This window comes from Deltaproteobacteria bacterium, assembly GCA_016874775.1.
GTDB lineage: Bacteria > Desulfobacterota > Binatia > Bin18 > Bin18 > VGTJ01.
Genome location: VGTJ01000112.1, coordinates 1 through 21,407, shown reverse-complemented (window position 1 = coordinate 21,407; position 21,407 = coordinate 1). Strand labels below are relative to the sequence as shown.

Annotated in this window: 20 protein-coding genes and 1 pseudogene; 11 read left to right on the top strand and 10 right to left on the bottom strand. The window is 54.8% G+C overall.

Annotated features, from left to right (window positions below):
* Positions 1-258 precede the first annotated feature (258 nt).
* Positions 259-822: a winged helix DNA-binding protein gene (locus tag FJ147_18265; protein MBM4257822.1), complete on the top strand. Its 564-nt coding sequence runs from the start codon at positions 259-261 to the stop codon at positions 820-822.
* Positions 823-1,164: 342 nt separating this feature from the next.
* The gene (locus FJ147_18260; protein MBM4257821.1) at positions 1,165-1,389 is read left to right on the top strand and encodes a hypothetical protein; all 225 of its coding nucleotides are present in this window, start codon (positions 1,165-1,167) and stop codon (positions 1,387-1,389) included.
* A 256-nt stretch (positions 1,390-1,645) separates the two neighbouring features.
* Here the strand turns inward: FJ147_18260 and FJ147_18255 are convergent, their stop codons facing one another.
* Positions 1,646-3,328, bottom strand: a complete 1,683-nt coding sequence (locus FJ147_18255; GenBank protein MBM4257820.1) for an amidohydrolase family protein — start codon at positions 3,326-3,328, stop codon at positions 1,646-1,648.
* 201 nt (positions 3,329-3,529) lie between these two features.
* Here FJ147_18255 and FJ147_18250 point away from each other — a divergent pair, with 201 nt between their 5' ends.
* Both FJ147_18250 and FJ147_18245 read left to right on the top strand, forming a co-directional pair.
* Positions 3,530-5,872, top strand: coding sequence for a molybdopterin guanine dinucleotide-containing S/N-oxide reductase (locus FJ147_18250; GenBank protein ID MBM4257819.1), 2,343 nt, complete (start codon positions 3,530-3,532; stop codon positions 5,870-5,872).
* Positions 5,872-6,234 carry a hypothetical protein gene (locus tag FJ147_18245; GenBank protein ID MBM4257818.1) on the top strand — a complete coding sequence of 121 codons (363 nt, stop codon included), beginning with the start codon at positions 5,872-5,874 and terminating at the stop codon, positions 6,232-6,234. Before FJ147_18250 ends, FJ147_18245 begins: the two co-directional genes overlap by 1 nt.
* 354 nt (positions 6,235-6,588) lie before the next feature.
* Here FJ147_18245 and FJ147_18240 read toward each other — a convergent pair whose 3' ends face one another.
* From FJ147_18240 to FJ147_18215, 6 genes are all read right to left on the bottom strand, one after another.
* Complete coding sequence (locus FJ147_18240) at positions 6,589-7,593, bottom strand: D-2-hydroxyacid dehydrogenase (GenBank protein ID MBM4257817.1); 1,005 nt, start codon at positions 7,591-7,593, stop codon at positions 6,589-6,591.
* 56 nt (positions 7,594-7,649) lie between these two features.
* Complete coding sequence (locus FJ147_18235; GenBank protein ID MBM4257816.1) at positions 7,650-8,408, bottom strand: hypothetical protein; 759 nt, start codon at positions 8,406-8,408, stop codon at positions 7,650-7,652.
* A gap of 45 nt (positions 8,409-8,453) precedes the next feature.
* Positions 8,454-9,578 carry an amidohydrolase gene (locus FJ147_18230; protein ID MBM4257815.1) on the bottom strand — a complete coding sequence of 375 codons (1,125 nt, stop codon included), beginning with the start codon at positions 9,576-9,578 and terminating at the stop codon, positions 8,454-8,456.
* A 13-nt stretch (positions 9,579-9,591) separates the two neighbouring features.
* On the bottom strand, positions 9,592-10,167 hold the full coding sequence (locus tag FJ147_18225; protein ID MBM4257814.1) for an amidohydrolase family protein: 576 nt from the start codon (positions 10,165-10,167) through the stop codon (positions 9,592-9,594).
* A gap of 290 nt (positions 10,168-10,457) precedes the next feature.
* Positions 10,458-11,609, bottom strand: a complete 1,152-nt coding sequence (locus FJ147_18220) for a CoA transferase (GenBank protein ID MBM4257813.1) — start codon at positions 11,607-11,609, stop codon at positions 10,458-10,460.
* 266 nt (positions 11,610-11,875) lie between these two features.
* Positions 11,876-12,718, bottom strand: a complete 843-nt coding sequence (locus FJ147_18215) for a TIGR03619 family F420-dependent LLM class oxidoreductase (protein ID MBM4257812.1) — start codon at positions 12,716-12,718, stop codon at positions 11,876-11,878.
* A gap of 486 nt (positions 12,719-13,204) precedes the next feature.
* Between FJ147_18215 and FJ147_18210 the strand changes: the two genes are divergently transcribed.
* From FJ147_18210 to FJ147_18190, 5 genes are all read left to right on the top strand, one after another.
* Positions 13,205-14,077: an LLM class F420-dependent oxidoreductase gene (locus FJ147_18210; GenBank protein MBM4257811.1), complete on the top strand. Its 873-nt coding sequence runs from the start codon at positions 13,205-13,207 to the stop codon at positions 14,075-14,077.
* A gap of 144 nt (positions 14,078-14,221) precedes the next feature.
* On the top strand, positions 14,222-14,572 hold the full coding sequence (locus FJ147_18205; protein MBM4257810.1) for a hypothetical protein: 351 nt from the start codon (positions 14,222-14,224) through the stop codon (positions 14,570-14,572).
* A 15-nt stretch (positions 14,573-14,587) separates the two neighbouring features.
* Entirely contained in the window at positions 14,588-15,052 is a 465-nt protein-coding gene (locus FJ147_18200) for a ThuA domain-containing protein (GenBank protein ID MBM4257809.1), read from the top strand.
* On the top strand, positions 15,031-15,666 hold the full coding sequence (locus FJ147_18195) for a nuclear transport factor 2 family protein (GenBank protein ID MBM4257808.1): 636 nt from the start codon (positions 15,031-15,033) through the stop codon (positions 15,664-15,666). The genes FJ147_18200 and FJ147_18195 overlap by 22 nt, the downstream gene beginning before the upstream one ends.
* 97 nt (positions 15,667-15,763) lie before the next feature.
* Positions 15,764-16,882: an amidohydrolase gene (locus FJ147_18190; protein ID MBM4257807.1), complete on the top strand. Its 1,119-nt coding sequence runs from the start codon at positions 15,764-15,766 to the stop codon at positions 16,880-16,882.
* Positions 16,883-16,965: 83 nt separating this feature from the next.
* On the opposite strand, the gene FJ147_18185 is transcribed toward FJ147_18190, so the two are convergent.
* Complete coding sequence (locus tag FJ147_18185; protein ID MBM4257806.1) at positions 16,966-18,012, bottom strand: questin oxidase family protein; 1,047 nt, start codon at positions 18,010-18,012, stop codon at positions 16,966-16,968.
* A gap of 84 nt (positions 18,013-18,096) precedes the next feature.
* On the opposite strand from FJ147_18185, the gene FJ147_18180 reads away from it, so the two are divergent.
* Positions 18,097-18,861, top strand: a complete 765-nt coding sequence (locus FJ147_18180; protein ID MBM4257805.1) for an alpha/beta hydrolase — start codon at positions 18,097-18,099, stop codon at positions 18,859-18,861.
* 72 nt (positions 18,862-18,933) lie between these two features.
* On the top strand, positions 18,934-19,401 hold the full coding sequence (locus tag FJ147_18175) for a hypothetical protein (GenBank protein ID MBM4257804.1): 468 nt from the start codon (positions 18,934-18,936) through the stop codon (positions 19,399-19,401).
* Positions 19,402-19,578: 177 nt separating this feature from the next.
* On the opposite strand, the pseudogene FJ147_18170 reads toward FJ147_18175, so the two are convergent.
* Positions 19,579-20,499, bottom strand: a pseudogene (locus FJ147_18170) (sodium:calcium antiporter).
* A 56-nt stretch (positions 20,500-20,555) separates the two neighbouring features.
* Entirely contained in the window at positions 20,556-21,050 is a 495-nt protein-coding gene (locus FJ147_18165) for a hypothetical protein (protein ID MBM4257803.1), read from the bottom strand.
* Between the last annotated feature and the right edge of the window lie 357 nt (positions 21,051-21,407).

Here is a 21,407-nt window from a genome sequence, read left to right as displayed (position 1 = left end):
TCTTCCAAATGCTCGGCCAGATACGTACAGGTGCAATTCTTCGGCGTGCTCACCAAATATTCGACGTACTGCTTCTTGGTAATCATATCCCTAAAATGATACTTGTGGTCCTCAAGCGTAAGTCCTGTCCATAAAGAACTCACCGGTCATCACGACTGCTGATGCCTGAAAAGTGTCCTCAGGACATATAGGCCTGAGGACATATTGTCAAGCAAAGCGTTTCTCGCTACAAGGCTGTGACAGTAAGGGTATCGTTACATGACACGCACTGTTATTGCTGTAACACGGAACAAACAGCCGGATATGGGCGACGCTGCTGAGTTACAAGAGTTCTTCTATCCGATTCACTATCAGATTGGCATGGCGCTGGAGGACGCGCTGCGCGGTGGGCTCCTGACCCGTAAGCAGTCCGCTATTTTGTGGATGATTCGCTCTGCGGGAGAAGACGGCCATCGCATGCGACGGAAAGACATCGTCAGGGCTATGCAAAGCTGGTTCGAAGTCACCAGTTCCGGGTTGAGTAAGGCGATTCGTGGTATGGCGAGACCTCCTCTTGGGCTGGTGGAAATCACTGAAGGCGCGCAATCTGCGCGTGAGAAAATCATCTCGTTGACGCCAAAAGGGAAACGCTTTGTCGCTGACATGGCGGTTCGTGGGGAAGTGTTCCTTCACGAGATCGTCCAACACATGCCTGCCGAGGTCATTCGTGGGGGAATCGAATATTTCCAACACTTGACCGCTGCGTTTAATCGCTCGCGAGAGCTGCCGCGACTTCGGGCTGTGGGAACCGGAAGTTTAACCGCGGCACGCAAACGAACCTAAGCCCGGTCTAAGCCTCGAACCTGCGACGAAACGCGCAGCCGCGCACGTCCTGCATCTTGCGTGCAATCTTGCTGCATCCGTGGTGCCTACTGTCGGAGGTCAGTTCCAACCATCGAACAGCTAGGTGCCTGTGATCTTTTTTATCATTGACTCTAGAGGATCATTATTGTACTCTCCAGATTACCCGATAGTATAAAAAAGATACTCAGTGGTCAGAGTAATGCGAGACCTGCCTGGCTGCTGTCGGCAAGTGGTTAGTGCAGTAAGACCATTGGCTACGCAGTTGCCGTATCTAAAGAAGGCGCACCGTCAGGGCGTCATTCAGTAAGGAGAGAGAAAAGTATGTTCGGATTCGATATCTTCACAGTAGCAGCCGCGAGTCTAGATCTGACAGCGGACTTGACCCCGTCGTTTGTCGGCTTATCCGCAGTGACCTGGTTCAGCGCGATCGCGATTCCCACGGTTGCGGTGATTTTATCGCTCCGTGATACGCGACAAGCCGCATCCTTTGCCCAGGCCGTGGAATCCGCGCACGCGGTTGAGCCGGAGCACGCAGAAGCTGCATAATAAGGACGAAGCGGAAGCAGAGTCTCTCGTACAGTCGGGGTTATGTCACCAGTCACAACTTAAGCCGTTAGCAGCAGCATAATTCCCTCTCCCTCAGGGAGAGGGCTAGGGTGAGGGGATGAAAACTCAGGGCTTTTGGCTTCTCGGCTCCCTCATCCTGACCTTCTCCCTGAGAGAGAAGGAACCCATACTCGCAACGGTACACCTAAAAACACAGCGATTTTTCCTTAAGTTGTGACTGGTGCTTAATCAGTGGCTACGCCTGCCCAGAGCGCAACACCTGGCCGGGCATCGCGCCAGTATGTTTCTGGTGCTCGTACAGCACGGTACCATTGACGATCGTGTATTCCACACCCTTTGCCGGAACGACCAGTCGTCGGCCACCGCCAGGCAGGTCGTTCCGCATTTCGCCACGTTTCGGCGAGCCGACCGTCTTCATATCGAAGATCGCGAAGTCCGCCGCCATGCCTTTTTTGATCGTGCCACGCTGGCTAATACCAAAGAATGCTGCCGGTTCGCTGGTGAGGCGTTTAATCGCATGCTCCAGGGACAGGACTGACTTGTCGCGCACCCACGTGCCTAACAGATAGGTTGCATAGCCAGCATCACACAGCATGTCGACGTGCGCGCCACCATCGGAGAGGCCGACCATTACGCGTGGGTCTTTGATCAGCTCAGGAATTTTCTCTTCATTGGCGTTGAAGAGCTCGTAGGTGTATTGCAATTCGAGCCGGTCTTCGATGGCCAGATCTAAAAACGTGTCGAGCCCATCTTTGCCGCGTTCTTTGGCGATTTGCGCGACGCTCTTGCCCAGCAGCGACTTCATCGCCGGATTGCTGACTTCATGTACAATCGCACGATCCCACCGTCCGCTGAAGACCTTCGGCGCCTCCATCTCCTTGCGGAAGGCCGCGCGGAAGCTCGGATCACGATAGAAGGCGATCTGCTCGTCTATCGGGCGTTGGAACGCGGGGTTCCAGCAGGGAAGATTCGAGAAGATAAATGGGTTGCGCAGATCGATCTGAATGATCAATGGACGACAGCTCACTTGTGGGACTGCGCCCTTCTTGCACAGCTCAGCGGTTGCCCGCAGTGTTTCCTGCGGTGCATTGGGTTTGTCGTCGCGATTAAGCAATGCCAGCCACGTCACCGGACGGCCACTTTCTGTGAGCAGTAAGTCCAACAAAGCGTACTCGCGTTCGTCAACCACAGAGATATCGTTGGTCAGGGCCAACTCGATTGAACCTCTGCCCAGTTCTTTCAGGGCGTTACTGTAGGCTTTGAATTCATCGAAGCTCGCTTGACGGCACGCTAACGGACGACCCTTATAGCCAATGTGTTGGGCGATAAAACTGGTGGTGAATCCCATTGCGCCGGCCGCTACTGCTTCTTTGATGAGCGCTTTGATTTGGGCGGTTTCTGCTGGGGTTGCGGCACGGTCCATCGACTCTTCGCCCATCACAAAATGGCGGAAGGGAGTCAACGGTGCGAGAAAGCCAAGGTTGATACCTGAGCCACGTTTAGCCGCAGCATCCATGTACTGTGGGAAGGTCGTCCAATCCCAGGTCACGCCCTTCGCGAGCACGTCAAACGGAATTGATTCGACATTGACTAAATCCCACGCCGCGATCTCGCGCACTTCTGGTTTGCACGGGGCAAGTCCGACGCCGCAGTTGCCCATGACCAGGCTGGTGACGCCGTGCCAGGAGGACGAGGTGATCAAGGGATCCCAGCAAATCTGGGCATCATAGTGGGTGTGGGGATCGACGAAGCCTGGTGAAACCACGAGGTCTGAGGCATCAATGACCTTCGTTGCGCCATCAGTGATCTTGCCTATCTCGGCGATTTTGCCGTTGGCGACTGCGACATCCGCTTGGTAACGAGGGGCGCCTGTCCCATCGACAATGGTTCCGTTCTTTATGAGAAGATCGTACGACATTCTTACCCTCCTTCTATATTCATATCTACGCTTACGGTGTTCTGGTCGGCGTTGTCAAGGGTTCACCTTCGTAGCCTTGAGCTTTCCGCGGTCAGCGTTCAGCTACAGACAGTTATCAGCTAGCAGTTATGAGTCGTCAGTCACAACCTCCATGACTCGGCCCTGTAGAAAAAAGTCCTCCAACACCGTAAAAAAGCAGACATGGCGAGAGATCAGCGACCGCGTAACCGACCATTGCAAAGTTCCCATTGGGGTGCGTTTACTCCCACCGTGGTCAATGGACAATTTGTGAGTGTGGAGCCTTTTGCGCTCGATCTGTCTCCCTCGCCGATGCTGCAATCAATTCCTGATGCCGTGTATCACCCATGCCGGGTACGACAGCCTGCTGTTCGTGAAGGATGGTTACGGCACGGCTCAGGAAAGGGGAATGCAGGTCGCGGCAGCGATCGTTTCGTGCCTATCTCATGGGAAAAAGCACTCAATCTTGTTGCCGAAGAGTTACGCCGCGTGATCTCGCAGTATGGCAATAGATCTATCTTTGCCGGTACCTATGGTTGGGCGAGTGCTGGTCGCTTTCATCATGCCAAGTCACAACTCCAACGTTTCCTCAATTGTATTGGTGGTTTTGTTGGGTCCCGCGAAACCTACAGCAATGCCGCTGTGGAAGTGCTGTGCAAACGTGTCGTCGGCAGTGCTCGACACGGTGCAGGTGGCCCGAGTTGGCAGAGCGTCATCGACCACGGGGAACTAGTCGTGACATTCGGTGGCCTTCCGTTGCGCAATACCCAGGTGACCACTGGCGGTGCTATCGAACATGGAACGCCTGCCTGGTTGGAGCGAGCGAAAGCTGCGGGTGTTGGCTTCTGCAATATCAGTCCGACTCGTGATGACATGGCTGCGACCCTTGATGCTGAATGGTTAGCACCGCGGCCCAACACTGACACAGCGGTGATGCTTGCCCTCGCGCACACCCTGATCGACGAGAAACTCCATAACCGGGAGTTTCTTGCTCGCTATAGCGTGGGCTTCGAGCGTTTTCACCAGTATTTGCTTGGCAACACGGATGGTGTGGCGAAAGATGCAGACTGGGCTGAGCGCGTGAGTGAAATCCCAGCGGCGAAAATTCGCCAGCTAGCTCGACGTATGGCACGCTCTCGGACGTTGATTACTGCCAATTGGTCCTTGCAGCGCAGTGATCACGGCGAACAGCCGATGTGGGCGATGATCGCACTAGCCGCTATTCTGGGCCAGATTGGTCTTCCGGGCGGAGGGTTTGGGGTTGGGTACGGCAGTATGGAAGGCCTTGCGGATGTGCGACCTCCAGCTCCTGTTCCGGTATTGCCCACTGGGAAGAATCCTGTAGAGGACTTCATTCCGGTAGCGCGCATTGCCGACATGCTGCTCCGTCCAGGGCAACCGTTCCAGTACAATGGGTTAGACCTGCTCTACCCTGATATCCACTTGGTCTATTGGAGCGGGGGCAATCCGTTTCATCATCATCAAGATCTGAACCGTCTTGTCGACGCGTGGCGGCGACCGGATACCATCATTGTCAATGATCCGTGGTGGACGGCGACGGCACGGCACGCCGATCTCGTCCTGCCATCGACGACCACGGTAGAGCGTAATGATATTGGTGCGAGTTCCTTTGATCGCTTTGTGATTGCGATGAAACAAGCTATCGCTCCAGTAGGGCAGGCGCGCAACGACTACGACATCTTTGCTGATCTGGCAGCTCGCTTTGGGGTTCGTCAACAGTTTACCGAAGGTCACAGTGAATTAGAATTTCTGTGGCAGATCTATGATACTGCGGCGACGTGGGCGGCACGCTGGGAAATGCATTGGCCGTCTTTTGACGAGTTTTGGCAACAAGGATTTTATGAAATACCGCGGGTTGCGGAACCCTATGTTGCCTTTGCTGACTTTCGTGCCGATCCCGTGAGTAATCCACTAGCCACGCCTTCTGGCCGCATCGAAATCTTCTCCGAGACGATCGACGGGTTTGGCTATGACGACTGTCCTGGTCATCCGACCTGGCTGGAGCCGGTAGAATGGCTTGGCAGCAGTACGGCTGAGCGCTATCCATTGCATTTGTTGACCTCCCAACCGAGGACGAGGCTTCATGCACAGATGGATATGGGACGCGTTAGTCAGAGTAGTAAGGTCCGAGGTCGGGAGCCGATCCGCCTCAATCCCGCTGACGCGGCACGACGGGGTATTACGAGCGGTGACATTGTTCGCGTTGTTAATGACCGCGGTGCACTGTTGGCTGGCGCGGTTGTCACTGAGGATCTTCGCCCTCACGTTGTGCAGATGGCTACCGGCGCGTGGTACGATCCTGCGGAACCTGGGGTGGTTGGGAGCCTTGATAAGCACGGCAATCCCAATGTCTTGACGTTAGATAAAGGTACGTCACGGCTGGCGCAGGGAAGTAGTGCGCAGACCACACTGGTAGAAGTCGAAAAATACACGGGGCCCGAACTCACAGTGACCGCGTTCGATCCACCGCTGGTCCCGCAGATGAATCGTGCAGGAGGGGAGTAATGTTGTTGACCATGCAAATGTTTCTTGAGGCGGAAGGCGGACTATCGCCACAAGAGTTTGTCGACCGGGCCGCAAAGGCTTTCGAATTACATGCACCGGCGCCCCTTGTCGTCAAACCGACTGCCTCGGTGTGGCGGTTCATTGACCTGTGTTTGTTTGCGTTGATGAAGACCAACGGCACCGGTTATGTCGAAAGTGCCATGACCCGCGCAACGGGCGTCTGTTGTCAGAGCTTCGCCAAAGGGACGATGCAATGCTTTGCCTGTCCGTTTCGCTCGGCGGAGTTTCCGACGCTCAAGCAATTTTATCAAGCGACCAGAGCGAAGGCCGTGGCCTTGGAGAAGACCCTGCCACCTGACTAATCATGCGGATCTGACTCCGGCGCTACATTGGACCACCGAAGATTCGCACACTTTACGCCACCAACTCCGAGTCATGTCATTCTGAGCCCTGCGACCATCTCGCGATAAACTATACTATGCGTGGGTAGCAAGTGCGGTTTTGTCATGCTGAGCAAAGCGAAGCATCTCTCCCCCGCTCCCGCTGCGAAATTCCTCGCTCGCGGTGCTCCGTTCAGAATGACACTCGCGGTCGCCGCGGAGAAAAAGCGCAATTCGTGCCCGCGCGCAGTATACACGAAGAATCTCTCTGAGAGACTCTTCGTTGCACTCAGGGTGACAGCGCTACTGTACCAATTTTCTATGGTGTGCTTTCGGCTAATAGCCAAGTTGCTTATTAATCGCTCCCAATAAAGGCTCACCACGTTGGACAAGGCGCAGGTTGTCGCAGAAACGATCTAAATTCCGGCGTGCGCGTAGCTGACTTGCACCGGCGGTATGCGGCGTCATCACGACGTTCTCTAACTTCCACAACGGGTGATCTGCCGGTAGAGGTTCCTTCGGGGCGACATCGAGGCCTGCACCAGCACATCGTCCATCCTGCAGCGCCCGTACCAACGCATCACTGTCCATGATTTCACCCCTGGTGACGTTGACCAGAAAGGCGCCGCGCTTCATTTGGTTGAACGTTCTGTCATCGAAAAGATTGCGCGTTTTTGGCGAGAGCGGACAGCAGATTGCCACAACATCTGAGGCAGCGAGGAGTACTGGCAGCCGTTCGGTTGCCCAGACCTCATGCACCCCGTCCGACGGAGCGACAGGCCACTCATCGACCGCGATGACGTTCATGCCAAAGGCAACGGCACGGCGTGCCATGGCGCGACCGGTGCCGCCAAAGCCAACAATACCCATCGTTAGGCCCTCAAGCTCGATCTCTTTCACGCGCATCGCTTCCCGTGCGTCCCAACTCGCCGGACCGAGACGGATCGATGTCGCAATCTGCCGCGTGAGGTTCAATAACAGGCCAAAGCCGGTATCGGCGAGATGCCCACCGACCAATCCCTTCTCACCGGTGAGTACAACATCTGAGTCGCGCATCGCTGGATACAGGAACATATCAACGCCGGAGGCAATGGCATGAACCCAGCGCAAGCGTGGGGCGGCTCTGAACAATGGCTCGGGGATAAAGCCGAGAATGACCTCAACATCCCCTGCGGCAGCAATCGCATCTTTGACGTTCGAGACCACGCGAACGGTCGACCCAGAAGGGGCAGCAGCGTTGATTTTCGCCAGGTCGCCTTCGGTCACTTCGGGGAGGGTGAGTCCCAATAGCACTAGAATGTTCGTGGGTTTGTCCAACTGAAGAATGCTCATACGGGTCATGCCTCCGTCCTGATCGGAATTTCGTTCAGCCTCGTGCGCACAGCGCACGCTACGGGTTATGTAAACTCTACCGACACATCACCGATGCCGACGAAACGAGCCCGATACACGCCTGCATGCGTTACTGCATGGTGGCAAAACGACCCGGTAATCACAGGCTGTCCGGGTTCCAGGCCCCGACCAAACTTGTGCAACAAGCTAGCGACGCGTGCCAAGGACAGATACGGGTCGTCCATTGTGCTGCCAGGCGTCTTGCTTTCGACCAACTGATCGCCATCGTAGAACTCCACTGTCGTATCGACGAGCCCATCACGCACCGGTGCTTCTGGACCAACCACGATGCCCCAATTGGCGAGTCCGTCGGCCAGCAACAGCGAATTCCCCTGCTCAGGAGCGGTGCGACGTTCGTTGATTTCAAACGCAGGAGCGACAGCGCGCACGGCCGCTTTCGCAGCCGCCGCATCGATATTGTCACCACGCAACGGTGAGCCAACGATCAAACATAGCTCCGGTTCGACTGAACACTTCATGATCGGCTGCCGTGCCACACGCGCACTGCTTGGCAGAATACGACTGCGTAACACATAGCCAAATGGCCGAAAGTCCTTCCCCATGCGGTCCCGCGCTGCCCCAGACGTTAACCCGACCTTCCAGCCACCGTGCGGTTCACCAGCAGCGCTGAAACGATCAAGGACCCCAAGCTGGATCGATAGAGCATCGTCCAGTTGCAACTGTACCTGATCCACGCCGACCGGTGCTCTGCCCTGTCTGCGCCCATCATAGAGCGCGGTAACGATTCCTCCATGGTCTGGCATAACTGTGTGTTCCTTTCTTGAACCGTGATGTCCGCACGGACCACGTTAGTTCTGTAGCCCGTAGAACGCGCAGGCGTTGGTCCCGAGTATGCCGTTTATCGCCGTTGTCGGTAAGCCGGTGAGTAGCTCTTTCATGCCTTGTACTGGGTGGACAAAACCTTCGGCATGCGGGTAATCAGAGCCAACGAAAAACTTTTCATGCCCGACGAATTGCACGATGAGCGGGAGCAACTTTTCGCTCGGGTCCGCATTGATCCAAATGTTGCGAGCCAGATATTCGCGGATCGGTCGTTTCATCTGCGACGTGTGGCGCATGTACTGATAGCGATACTCGAAGCGTTCAACCCATTCGCCCACCCAACTGCCCATCGATTCTACCGTTGCGACACGTAGAGAAGGGAAGCGTTCCAAGGCGCCGTCATACACCAGAGTACTGAGCGACATGCGTGGATCTTGAATGACATTCATCGAAATGAACATGAACCCAGGATTACGATCGCGCATCCAGGCACTACCCAGATAATCCTTGTTACCAGCAGGGTGAATACTGACCGCGACGTTACAGTCCTGCGCCGCAGCCCACACCGGATCGTACAGTGCGTCACCAAAGCTCTTGCCGTGCACGGGCGCGGACCCAACCATCACTGAACGTGCGCCCAATTTGGCAACACGGTTGATTTCTTGCGCTGCCAGCTCAGGATCACGTAATGAAATGTGAGCAGCTGGAAACAACCGGTTGCCATAGCTAGACACGGCCTCAAAGGCCCAGGTGTTGTATGCTCGACACAACGCAGCCGCCAAGGCAGCATCGCGGACGTCACCTTCCCACAACAGGCCTAAGGTTGGGAAGAGAATTTGGTAGTCAAACCCTTCAGCATCCAGGTATTGAATACGTTTACCCATGTCTTCCCAATCGCCACCCGTCATCTTGGTTCGATCCATGTTATTGAGCGCATGACCGTCTTCTTTTTGGCCGTAGCCCACGACCACACTCAGCATCTCCTCCGCATCGTTGCCCAGCCGCATGGTTCTGCCGTCAACCACCAGCTGTGGCCTGCCTTTGGTGTCGGTCTCCATGTGCATCGCACGTTCCCGATAGGCCGGGTCGATGTAACGAACAAAGACATCCAGGGGTTCAATAAAGTGGCTGTCGCCGTCAACGACTTTCATACAATCTCCCTCATTATGAATTTTGCTGGTATGCGGCGCTCCGGAGCAGCGCTCCCGGTCGCGCGCCAGTGCACTGTTGTCCCTCGAAGGTTATCCGCCCATTGATGATCGTGTAATCGATGCCGACTGCTCGCTGTACTAACCGACCTTCACCACCAGGAAGATCGTGAATCATTTCCGGCTCAGTTGGGGTGACACGTAATCCATCGAGATCATAGACAATAATGTCCGCAGCCATGCCTTGTCTCAACCAGCCACGGTCCTGCAAGCCAATGATCCACGAGGGTACGAACGACAAACGCCAGTGCGCTTCTTCGAGAGACATCAATTGCCGGTCACGAGCCCAATTGGCGATAAACTCAACGGGGTATTTGCCGAGTGAAAATAGTTTGGCATGCGCCCCACCGTCAGAAAGGCCAATAACCGCATTCGGATGAGTTAACATCGTTGCCAACGCATCTTGATCACGATTGGCGAAGTCATGGAGCTTGAATCCGGTTTTGAGGTTCTCTGCCAGTGATAAGTCGAGGAATGCATCAATCGGAGCACGACCTGTGGCACGGGCGAATTCGTCGACATTCTTCCCCAACGCCTGCCGATTTTCCCGCTGCGTGAGCCGTCGACGATCGTTCCTCCACGGATTAACAGGTCAAAATCTGACATGTGTGGTTCCTTCCTGTTTGGTCCTTGCTCAGCCTTTTTCGCCCCTGAGGGACGATCGATGGTAACCGGGGGTGTCAAGCCCCGGTGCGAATGAGTCCATCCTCCGCGTCACGCAGCGATGCGATGACAGCGGTGGCATTGTTCTCCCGGCCTTGAAAGGCCGGGCTACCTTCTGTCGCCGCTCTGCGGCTGAGGGGTGACACTTCTTGTTATTATTTACCCTCTTGTCCCAATCGCTCCCGACTTTTGCAATTGCTCTACTTCACTACTGCTAAACCCCCAATCCTTGAGAGCAACAGCGGTATGTTGTCCGGGGGTGGAAGGCGGACCCTGAATCGCACTAGGAGTGCGGCTGAAACGCGGGGCAGGACCTGGCTGCATGACGCCATCAACCTCAACGAACGTGCCGCGATGTTTATTGTGTGGATGCTTTGGTGCTTCGCCCATATCGAGCACTGGCGCAAAACAGACATCACTGCCTTCCATGATCTTACACCACTCATCACGGGTTTTGTTGCGGAAGATCGAAGCCAAGCGCTCGTTCATCTTCGGCCAGTTGTTCTTGTCGTTCTGTTTGGGTAACTCTTCGTGTTGTAACCCGCTGAGCTGCAGCAGTTCAGCGTAGAATTTGGTCTCAATCGAACCGATCGAAACGTATTTTCCGTCTTTGGTCTCGTACACGTTGTAATAATGCGCGCCGGTGTCGAGGATATTGTCACCACGAGTGTCGGTCCACCGACCGGCTGCACGCAGGCCGTAGATCGCCGCCATCAGTGATGACGCACCATCGACCATCGCAACATCAATGGTTTGGCCTTTTCCGGACTTTTGCGCTTCTAATAATGCGCCAACCACGCCGAGGGCGAGATAGACACCACCACCACCAAAGTCGCCGACGAGGTTTAGTGGCGGGACCGGAGCTTCGCCACGACGACCAATTGAATGCAGAGCGCCAGTCAATGCAATGTAGTTGATGTCATGACCAGCAGCGTGTGCCATCGGACCTTCTTGGCCCCAACCAGTCATGCGTCCGTAGACCAGTTTGGGATTGCGGGCCATGCACACATCTGGACCAAGACCGAGGCGCTCCATCACGCCAGGGCGGAAGCCTTCAATCAGAGCATCTGCTTTCGCGATCAGTTTAAGGGCAACTTCGGTGCCTTCTTTACTCTTGAGATCGATTGCGACAGAGCGGCGACCGCGACCCAGCACGTTAAACTTCGCATCAGTCGAGATTCCTAGGTTCGCATCCTCGGCACGGTCGATGCGCAGCACTTCAGCGCCCATGTCGGACAGCAACATCGCACACATCGGTGCTGGACCAATGCCAGCAAATTCGACGACTTTGTAACCGGATAAGACTCCCATAGTTTCTCCCTCCTCAGTCGTATGAGTTGGCGCACGACGTCCCAGGTTGTCTGTAGGGACGGCCTGCGTTCCTCAGCGGGGATTTTTGCATAACCCCGAGAAAAGTACATCTCTTAAAATCGTTACCTATGCTCGGTGGAAAACGTTATTCCCGCGAACGCGGGAATCCAGGAGGAATACCCACAGGCTTCTGCTTGAAGATCCTGGATGCCCGCCTGCGCGGGCATGACGGCAGTAGTCCTCTCAAACGTTAGAGTAACCCCTGGCTAGGCAAACTTCACTACCAACTTTGCATATTTATCAAGCATTGGCAGAATCGTGTCGCGTCCCTCAGACGGGACGACAAATACTGCGCGTTCCGCGCCCATCTTTTGCAAGGTCGCCAGTTCTTCTTCCTTATCTGATGCGCCGAAAATGGACACCGGAAAGTCGCCGGACGTTTTGCCTGCTTTTTGTGCCATCTGTCCGAGTTCTTTTATGGACTCAGGTAAGTCTTTCGAGAAGAAGCCGACTGGAATCCACCCATTACAATAGTTCACTACACGATTGAGTCCGCCGTTGAAGGTGCCCATCAGAATTGGTGGATACGGTTTCTGATATGGCTTTGGATAGCTCCAGATCGGATCGAAATTGACAAACTCACCGTGATATTCGGCGGCATCTTTGGTCCAGATTTCTTTCATGGCTTCGATCTTCTCGCGCAACACTTTCCAGCGCCGCTTGAATGGCGTGCCGTGGTTTTCCATTTCCTCGGCGTTCCAGCCGCCACCGATACCGAACAACACACGACCATTGGAGATTTGGTCAACCGACGCGACCTCTTTCGCCATGAGGATTGGATCACGTTCGATCACCAAACATATCCCGCTGCCGATTTTGATGTTCTTGGTGACGGCAGCCGCGGCAGTCATCGCGACAAAGAGATCATGTGTATGCCAGTACTCTTTCGGCAACTCTGCACCGCCCGGCCACGGTGACTTTCGACTAGCCGGGATATGGGTATGTTCAGGAAACCAAATCGACTCAAAGCCGCGATCTTCGCAGGCTAAGGCTAGTTCATCCGGTCGGATTGCGTAATCGGTCGCAAACATTGACACACCAAGTTTCATACACTCCTCCTTAATGGTTAAGCACTCAGCTATCAGCTTTCAGTTGTCAGCCAGAAAAGCAGACTCGGAAAGTCTCCACAACTGCTGTGAGGAGTCTAAAGGCTCAGTCTGTTCCCGGTTTTGTAAGAGCTAAATGCTGAAGGCTAGATTCTTTCCCTCAATAATTGATCCTGGTGGCTTCTCGTGACGACAAGACCGTCGTCATGGGAATATTCAAGGACGCACGAACCACTGGTACTGTACGCCATCGTGGACAATCTCCCCAGGCGGTTCGTCTCGTGCAATTGCTGCATCAATAGTCTCCGAGACATGTCGTGGGATTTCTACTTGTCGCAGACACCGGCCATGCGCGACCACGTCAACAATAATTTCACAATCGCTGTACATACGTCTCCTTACGCAACGCAGCCTAGAGGTCATTGGTGAACGGTGCTAGTCTGCCAGCGATTTCGCATTCGATCTAGAGGACGTGATAGGAGGGTGGTCATGAAGTTTGGCATTGTTCCGATCAATCTCGACGTGTTTACCGAGCCCGATATGTTGGTGCCGTTTGTCCAGCGGGCTGAGGCGATTGGCTATGAGTCGGTGTGGACCGCAGAGCACGTCATTATCCCGAAAGAGTATTCGTCAGTGTATCCATATAATCCGAGTGGTAAGGTACCCTTCCGTCCTGATTCGGCGATTATCGATCCGTTGGTGGCGTTAACGTATGTGGCCGCCTCGACCAAGCGTATGCGTCTGGGTACCGGGGTGAACATCTTACCGCAGATCAACGCGCTGTATCTGGCAAAGTGGGCGTCGTCGATTGATCATCTGTCGAAAGGACGGCTGATGCTCGGCGTGGGTATTGGTTGGCTCAAGGAAGAGTTCGATGCGATTGGCGTGCCGTTCGCCCATCGCGGTAAACGCTCTGATGAATATCTGCGGGCGCTCAAACAAGTCTGGAATGGCGAGGAAATCAACTTTCAGGGTGAGTTTGTCAATTGGCAAGGCTTCGTGATGCGGCCTCGTCCGGTGCAAAAGGGTGGTGTGCCGTTAGTGATTGGTGGCATCACGCCTCAGGCCATTCGTCGCCTGGTGCGCTATGGTGACGGCTGGTATGTGATTGGCAAAGATCTCGACGATTATCGTGCCCATATCAAGGCGTTCAAAGATGAATGTGCCAAGCAAGGGCGGAATCCTAACGAGATTGAGATTACGGCGTACTGGAATTATTACGGCGAAGGGCTCGATAGCTTAAAAGTGTACCAGGAACTTGGAGTTCACCGTTTGTTAGTAAATATGCGAGCGTTGCGGGATAAGGATGTGACTACGGCGATGGAACGGTTTGGGGAGGAGGTTGTGGCTAAACATTTATAGGGTAATTTTCACGCATTGATCTCATCGTACTTCTTAGCTCTCGACCCTCACCCTAGTCCTCTCCCTGCCAGGGAGAGCGAAACTGAAGAGTGTAGCGTGCGCTCTGCGCACGGATCCCTAAACTGCAAAGGGGGGAATAAGAAAATGATACAAACCCAACCCACACGGGTACATCTCATCACCGGCGGTTTTCCGGCTGGATCAAATGCTGGCCATGATATGGACTATGCCCGCTTGCGACTTCTGCAACTCTTGCAAGAAGATGCCAATATCCTGACCACAGTGGCGAGCGACTTCACCGACATTGGCAAATGGCTACCAAAGAGTCGTCTCTTGGTGACGTATGTTGCTGGTCCGTATCCAAATGATGAACAGAACGCGGTCATTCGTCAGTGGCTCGAAGAGGGAGGACGGTGGCTGGCGCTACATGGCACCAGTGGTGGCCGTGCGGTGCAGGTCGGAGACGATCGCCGCACGCGCGCGATGGTGAAGTGAAGCCATCATGCAACGCTGGGTGGCTTCTTCCTCAATCATCCGCCCGTGCGAAAGTTTCGTGTTGATGTCACGGATCGCTCGCATGTGCTTACCAAAGGATTGGCGGGTTCGTTCGAGGTCATGGATGAACTGTATCTCATCGAAGTGCAAGATCCCGCGTCCACGAATGTCCTCCTTACGACGGAACTAGCGAAAGACCCATCACCTCCAGGATTCGGTTTTGTCTATCCCCAAGACACGGCATTGATGCCAGATGGCAAAACCAGGGGGTTGGGCTATACAAAGGATATTGGCAAAGGCAGTGTCGCCTACATCGCGCTCGGGCATTGCCATTCGCCACTCAACAATGTCCAGCCGTTTGTTGACGCCAGTGTTGATAGCGCGGGAACGACGCCGAAAATGTTCCATGGCGCGTGGGAGACCGAGGCGTTTACCACGTTGCTGCGTAACGGCTTGAGATGGGGCATTGCAAGTACATAAGAATGAATCGGAGAAACGGGGCATCGGTGAATCGGAGCAGAAACATGGTGGGGAGGTCTCCGGTTCTCCCCATCTCCGATTCTCCGTTTCTTTTTCTGGTTCTCGGCACGCTTGCACCTTGCCGCGCAATAAGGCAGCCTACGGGTACAACCAAGGACGAGCAAAAGGAGGACGGTATGGCAAAGAGCATGGAAGCACAACTACAAGAAGTGATTGATCGTGAAGAGATTCGTACCCTACCGGTGCGCTACTGTGATCGCGTATGGCAACAGGACTCAGACGGGTACTCAAAGCTGTTTACTGAAGATGGCTGGTTTTCCACCAATGACCCGAAATTACCCCGTGCTGAAGGCCGAGCGAATCTCGCCAAGATGATTGCTGAACAGGGCGCTACTTCGAAACCCCGCCCATTTATTCATAATCATGTAGTTGAGTTACTCGGACCAGATAAGGCTAGAGGCACGTGCTACGTGGAAGTCAAGTTGATGCGCGAGGGCAAAAAGTGGTTGCTCACCGGTTGGTATAATGACGAGTATGCCAAGGTGAATGGGGAGTGGAAATTTAAGTCGCGGCAGATTACGACTGACACATTTGGTCCGGCAAATGAGAATTAGGGCATAATGCGTAATCCGTAACCGCCCCTTCCCCTTTTCTGTTTTACGCATTACTGATTACGCATTACGTCTAAGTAACCGACGGAGGGAACCAACAATGCGTGATGGATTCAAGATCGCAGATACCGACGCCCACATGATGGAGCCGGAGTGGCTGTGGGAACGCCACATGGAAGATGCCTATAAATCGCAAGCGCCACGGATGGGCGAAGCGCCTGACTCGGGGCGAAGGACCTTCCTGGTCGAAGGTGAATCGTTCACCCGCGAAAAGGGCAAGTATCCGATGGCAGCGAAGCCATTTCTCAAAGCGGCAAACAAGGCGATGGAACGTTTTGACCGCGCGAAACAGACTGGATTTAGCGCTCAGAGCCGTATCCAAGATATGGATGAACAAGGCGTCGACGTGCAAATCCTGTATCCGACGTTTACCGGTCAGATGCTAGGTCGCGAGTTTCGTGACACCAAATTACTAGCGGCGTGCTGCCGTGCTTATAACAACTGGGCCGCCGAGTATACGTCACTCGATCCGAAGCGTTTGCGCTGGGCTGCAGCATTGCCTATGCAAAGTGTTGAGGAAGCCGTCAAAGAAGCTATTCGCGCCTCACAACTGGGTTGTGTCAGTTATTACATGCGTCCCAATCCCGTTGGCGGTCGCACGTTGTGGCACGATGATTGTCTGCCGTTGTGGAAAGAGATTGAGAACACTGGCAAGCCAATCTCGACGCATGACTCAGCGTCCGCGTCGGTTCCGTCCTTTGGTGATCGTATGGACACTCACACCAGCGGTCATATTCTGTCGCATCCGTTTGAGGCGATGGCGGCTATGGCAGGGCTGATTTGGTTCGGTGTCTTCGAGAAGTGTCCCAAACTCAAAGTGATTCATGTCGAAGGTGACGGCGGTTGGACCCCATACTGGCTGCAACGCATGGAACAACACTGGGACTTCAGTGGCAATGCCGAGCACGAGTATCTCACTCGTCGTCCGACCGAGTACTTCCGTAGCAATGTCTGTGTCGCGTTCCGTGGCGACGAGCCAACCATGAAGGCGGCGGTGGAGTTGGTTGGCGACAACAACTTCACCTGGGACTCAGACTATCCGCATCCTGACGGCACCTATCCCTGGGGTGTCGAGGCCATGTTAAAGCAACCTATCCCGCAAGAATCAAAGCGGAAGTTGTTATGGGATAATGCCGCGCGAGTGTTTAACCTCACATAAAGAATTGCGAATTGCTAAGTGCGGATTGCGGACTAGGAGAACTGTCCTTAAAATTCCGCAATCCACAATCCGAAATCCGCACTCTACAATTTCACCACGTCCATCGCATGCCGCGCCGCCGCTGGATACTCAGGCTGCGGATTCAATTCATACTCACGTAAACAGGTCTCGGTAAACTTGATCACGTGCTCATCTCCATTGGCCACGGCCATATCGATGAGCTGTTCTCGTGATTCACGTGGCGTTGTCACGGTGTGTTCTGGTATAGGAACCAGACCAAATGCCGCGTAAATCCCGCACTGCGCCTGCCAGGTGTAACGTAGCGCGTCGCGCAGGACGGACGGGCCGAGATAGGGAGCCAACAGGCGCAGCGACGCCCCACTCGTAACACTGTGGACGAAAACGATTGTGCTCAAGAAGTCGTGGGCATTGGCCAGATAGACACGCGCAAAGGCTTGCGTCAGTTCAGAGACAACCCGGGATACGTCGCCACTGACATCGGCATACTCGATCACCGGTGCAAACGCTGGGAATTCACTCAACCGTTCTAGAGAACCAACGATCGTGCCGGTGAATTTGCGCTGGTCAAGTGGCACCACCGGAACAGTACGGATTGCGACTGTCGGTCGTTCTTTGCGTTGAAGAGATGACATGGAGGTTGGCAACTCTTGATAACACGCGGCCCAATAGCCAAGTGCGGCCGCAAGCTCGGCAATCCGCGTTGGCGTCTCAGCCTGGGAAAGGGCACGAGCAGCGTGTGCTACCCTGATCACTCCGTGTGCAGCTGATGCGCATATCGCAGGTGCGAGATTCGCTACCCAGCGGTTGAGCACGTCCTGCCAAGGCGTACGCACTAGTTCGTCCGTAAAGAACGCGCGCCAATCACTAACGCGATCTATACGTCCTAGCGCTGCGCGCCAGTTGTGAGGATCAATAGACGCAACCGCAGACGGCCACGGCAAAAACCCTGCGCGATAGTGTTCAAGCCACGCTGGGATAGCATCTGCGCGTCCTAGCGCACATAAGGCCTCAATTGCCATCGGGGCATGATTGGTTAAGCCATTGCGAAGATCGGGGCTCGCATCCGCAATGGAGTCGAGAGATGTGTCGAGCATGGCGTATGACGACATGACATTTCCTGCAGCGCGAGTGTGGTGCTCTAGCGCTGGCTTATGACACTACGATAGAGTCGGTGATTCAAGAGGAGTACGCGTATGCTTAACAGGGATGGAGTCGATTTATTTTATGCTGAAGCCGGCAGTGGTGAGCCACCGGTGCTGTTGGTCCACGGTTGGACCTGTGACCATACCGCCATGACGCCACTATTCAATTACTTTCGCCGCAGTCGCCGAGTGGTTACGGTCGATCTACGTGGTCACGGCGAGAGCGACAAGCCCGAACAGGAGTATTCGATGGCAGTGTTCGCTGACGACTTGGCCTGGATGTGTAAAGAGCTCAACCTTGAGAAACCAATTGTCATTGGCCATAGCATGGGTGGAGTGATCGCTGTCAAGTTGGCTGCGCAATACCCCGATCTACCTGGTGCAGTGGTCACGCTCGATTCACCAGTTGTTCCCACTGCCCCGTTGCTGCAAAGCGTCACACCACTGTTGCAACAGTTTCGCACGCCAGCGTTTCGTGAACTGCAAGGACCGTTTGTTGATGGAATGTTTCTTCCTACTGATAACGCCGAACGCAAGGCGCGCGTTAAGGCTGGCATGCTGAATACTCCACAGTATGTTGCAGCGTCGGCGTTCGAGCAGGTCTTCAAAGATCCTGAGTCGGGAGTACGTGCGTGCAGAGTGCCGCTGTTGGTGCTGGATGCAACGATACCACTATCGGACCAGGCGCGCTTACGCGAGTTGTGTCCACACGTCGTCACCGGCCAAACGGTTGGTGCTGGCCATTTTCATCAGCTGGAAGTGCCGGAGCAGATCACTGCGATGGTTGAGCGGTTTCTGTCAATTTCGTCATTGTAGCCGCCTACTGACTTGCGCCCAGTTCACGATCCAGGCATCTATACTCGACCACAGAAACACAAGGAGGAGACTATGGCTCTACCGCAAGACATTACGCCGTTTAATAGCGAACTGATGGATACGTTAGTGAAGTCCGCCGATATGGATTGGATTCCGATTGCTGACGATCCTAAGCGTGGCTTTATGAAGATTTTGTGGACTGGCTCAGAGAGTGGCACCTGGGCCGTGTTGTTCCGCTGGCTCAAAGGTTACGTCGCGCCGCCACACAAACATCTGACGGCATCACACACCTTCATCATCAAGGGAAAACTGCAAGTGCGCGATGGCGTCCTCAAGACCGGTGACTACGTCTACGAAGCCAACGGCATGGTGCATGGCGCGACCAAGGCGCTCGAAGATACGGATTATATTTTCATCTGTAACGGGCCAGTGCTGTTTTTCGATGACAACAAGTTTACCAACTATCTTGGATGGGAAGAGCTGCGTCGCTTACAAGCCGCGCATAGTGCGAAGGCGAAGAGGCAGAAGAAGGCGGCGTAAGAGACCTCATTCTGAGCCCCTGCGGCACTGGTCACTACTTGAGAGACCAGCCTTGTTTTTTCAGGCACTTCGCAACGTGGCAAGGTTCCTTCTTCCGGTGGGAGAGGGAATTCCTGGACGGCTGACTCTGTAAGTTGTGACTGGTGAAGCGGACTGTCACTCCGTATCTGTTGCGGTCTATCGCTGAAACAGCAGACTGAGATACAGCAGATAGAGCACGAGTAACACGACCCCTCGTCCACGCCCTATAAAGCCGTGACGTGATGGGAAGGTGAAGACCACGGCGACCAGACCAAAGGCCAGCGCCACCGCGACTTCATGCCAGGAGACAACGATCGGAGATATGAGCGTGGCCACAGCCACAATCAACAGTCCGTTGAAGATATTACTGCCAAGGACGGTCCCTAACCCCACCTCATCGTGGCCGCGCAGCTTAGCGATCAGCGTCGTCGCGAGTTCCGGCGCCGAAGTGCCTACCGCAACAATCGTGGCTCCAATGACGAACTCATCAATACCGAATGCTCGCGCAATGCCCGTCGCGCCAGTGACGATGAGGCGTCCCGCGGCGATGAGCAATACCAAGCCGACGACACAGATCAGCACGATTTTCTAGCCGTTCTGATCCGCGCTGTCCTCGATGGCATGCCCGCGTTGTTGCCACGCCTGGAGGATGACAACCGTGAGCCACGTGATGAACGCCCCCAACAGCAAGAGCCCATCAATGCGCGAGAGCGTCCCATCCCAGAACAAGAGCACCGTCAGGACCGGCACAATGAGCGCGACCGGAAAGTCGCGGTGTATACTCTCACGCGCAGTCTGTATGCCTGAGACTAACAACGCTAGTGCCAGAATGAGCGCAACATTGACGACATTGCTACCAAGCGCGTCGCCCAAGGCAATCTGGGGGGTGCCCGCGAGAGCAGAACTGACCGACACGGCGAGTTCTGGACTGGACGTGGCAAAGGCGGCAACGGTGGCCCCAATGATCCCCGGAGAGACGCGCCACCACAGTGCGAGGCTGACCGCGCCTCGCACGAATAATTCTCCCCCGAGCCCAGCGCAGACAACCCCGAGCGCCAATGTGAGATATGGATTCATGCTGGTGCTGAGTGTGCCGCTCATCACAGCGTGTGTCGAGAACCCCTGTGAGGCTACTACGGGTGATACAACCGCTCGTTGTTCTGTCGATCACTGACGAGGGCACCGGCCACGCGAATACCGAACTCCGCTCGCAGTCTTCCGAGAGGGACATCTTGGTATTCCGTGAACTGTGCCCAGGGCCATCGTTTATGCTGACGCAGACATCGGCTGATGGTCAGTGGCACAAGTAGCCCCGACTGCAACACGGTTATCGCGATGTCGCGTAATGTTAGCTGTCGGTAAATGTTGATCGACTCGTGCAGGCGATAGCCCTTCAAGATAGAAAACCCGCCTGTGGTCCCGAACACACTAGAGAGTTTGACGACAGCTTCATGCGGCAATGAGGTGTTACAGCCAAACACCACATGGGCTGTATCGTGACAGCGAAAGAATTCTTGCGCTGCTGGGGAAAGCTCTTGCCCACGCACTAGGTGCGGGTGACGCTCGTAGTATTCTGCCATACCCTCAGCGAGAGTTTGAGCTGAGTCTTGCTGTTCAAAGGTCAGCATGATCATGGCCTGCATCGTAATAGCTGGCGGAGATGACTTTCCCGTTCTGTCCCAGCCAAGTTATCGCGAAAGGCGCACTTCGTACAGTAGTCGGCGTCGCGACCGCGATCACGCTGTCATGCATATCCGCGACCTGACATGCAGCTCACGGCGCAAGTAACCACGGCGGTACTAAATCGAACCACAGGACATTCGGACACTGTACGCGAGAGCCCTGCGGACGTGTCATCCTGAGTCCTCCACAGCGCGCGGCGCGGAGCGTGGAGGCAGAAACGAGACAGTGCTATGCTTGGCGGCACGGCCCCGACAAGCTAAGACCGGCGTTGCCAATGGTGCTGCAGGAGCCCATTTCTGAGT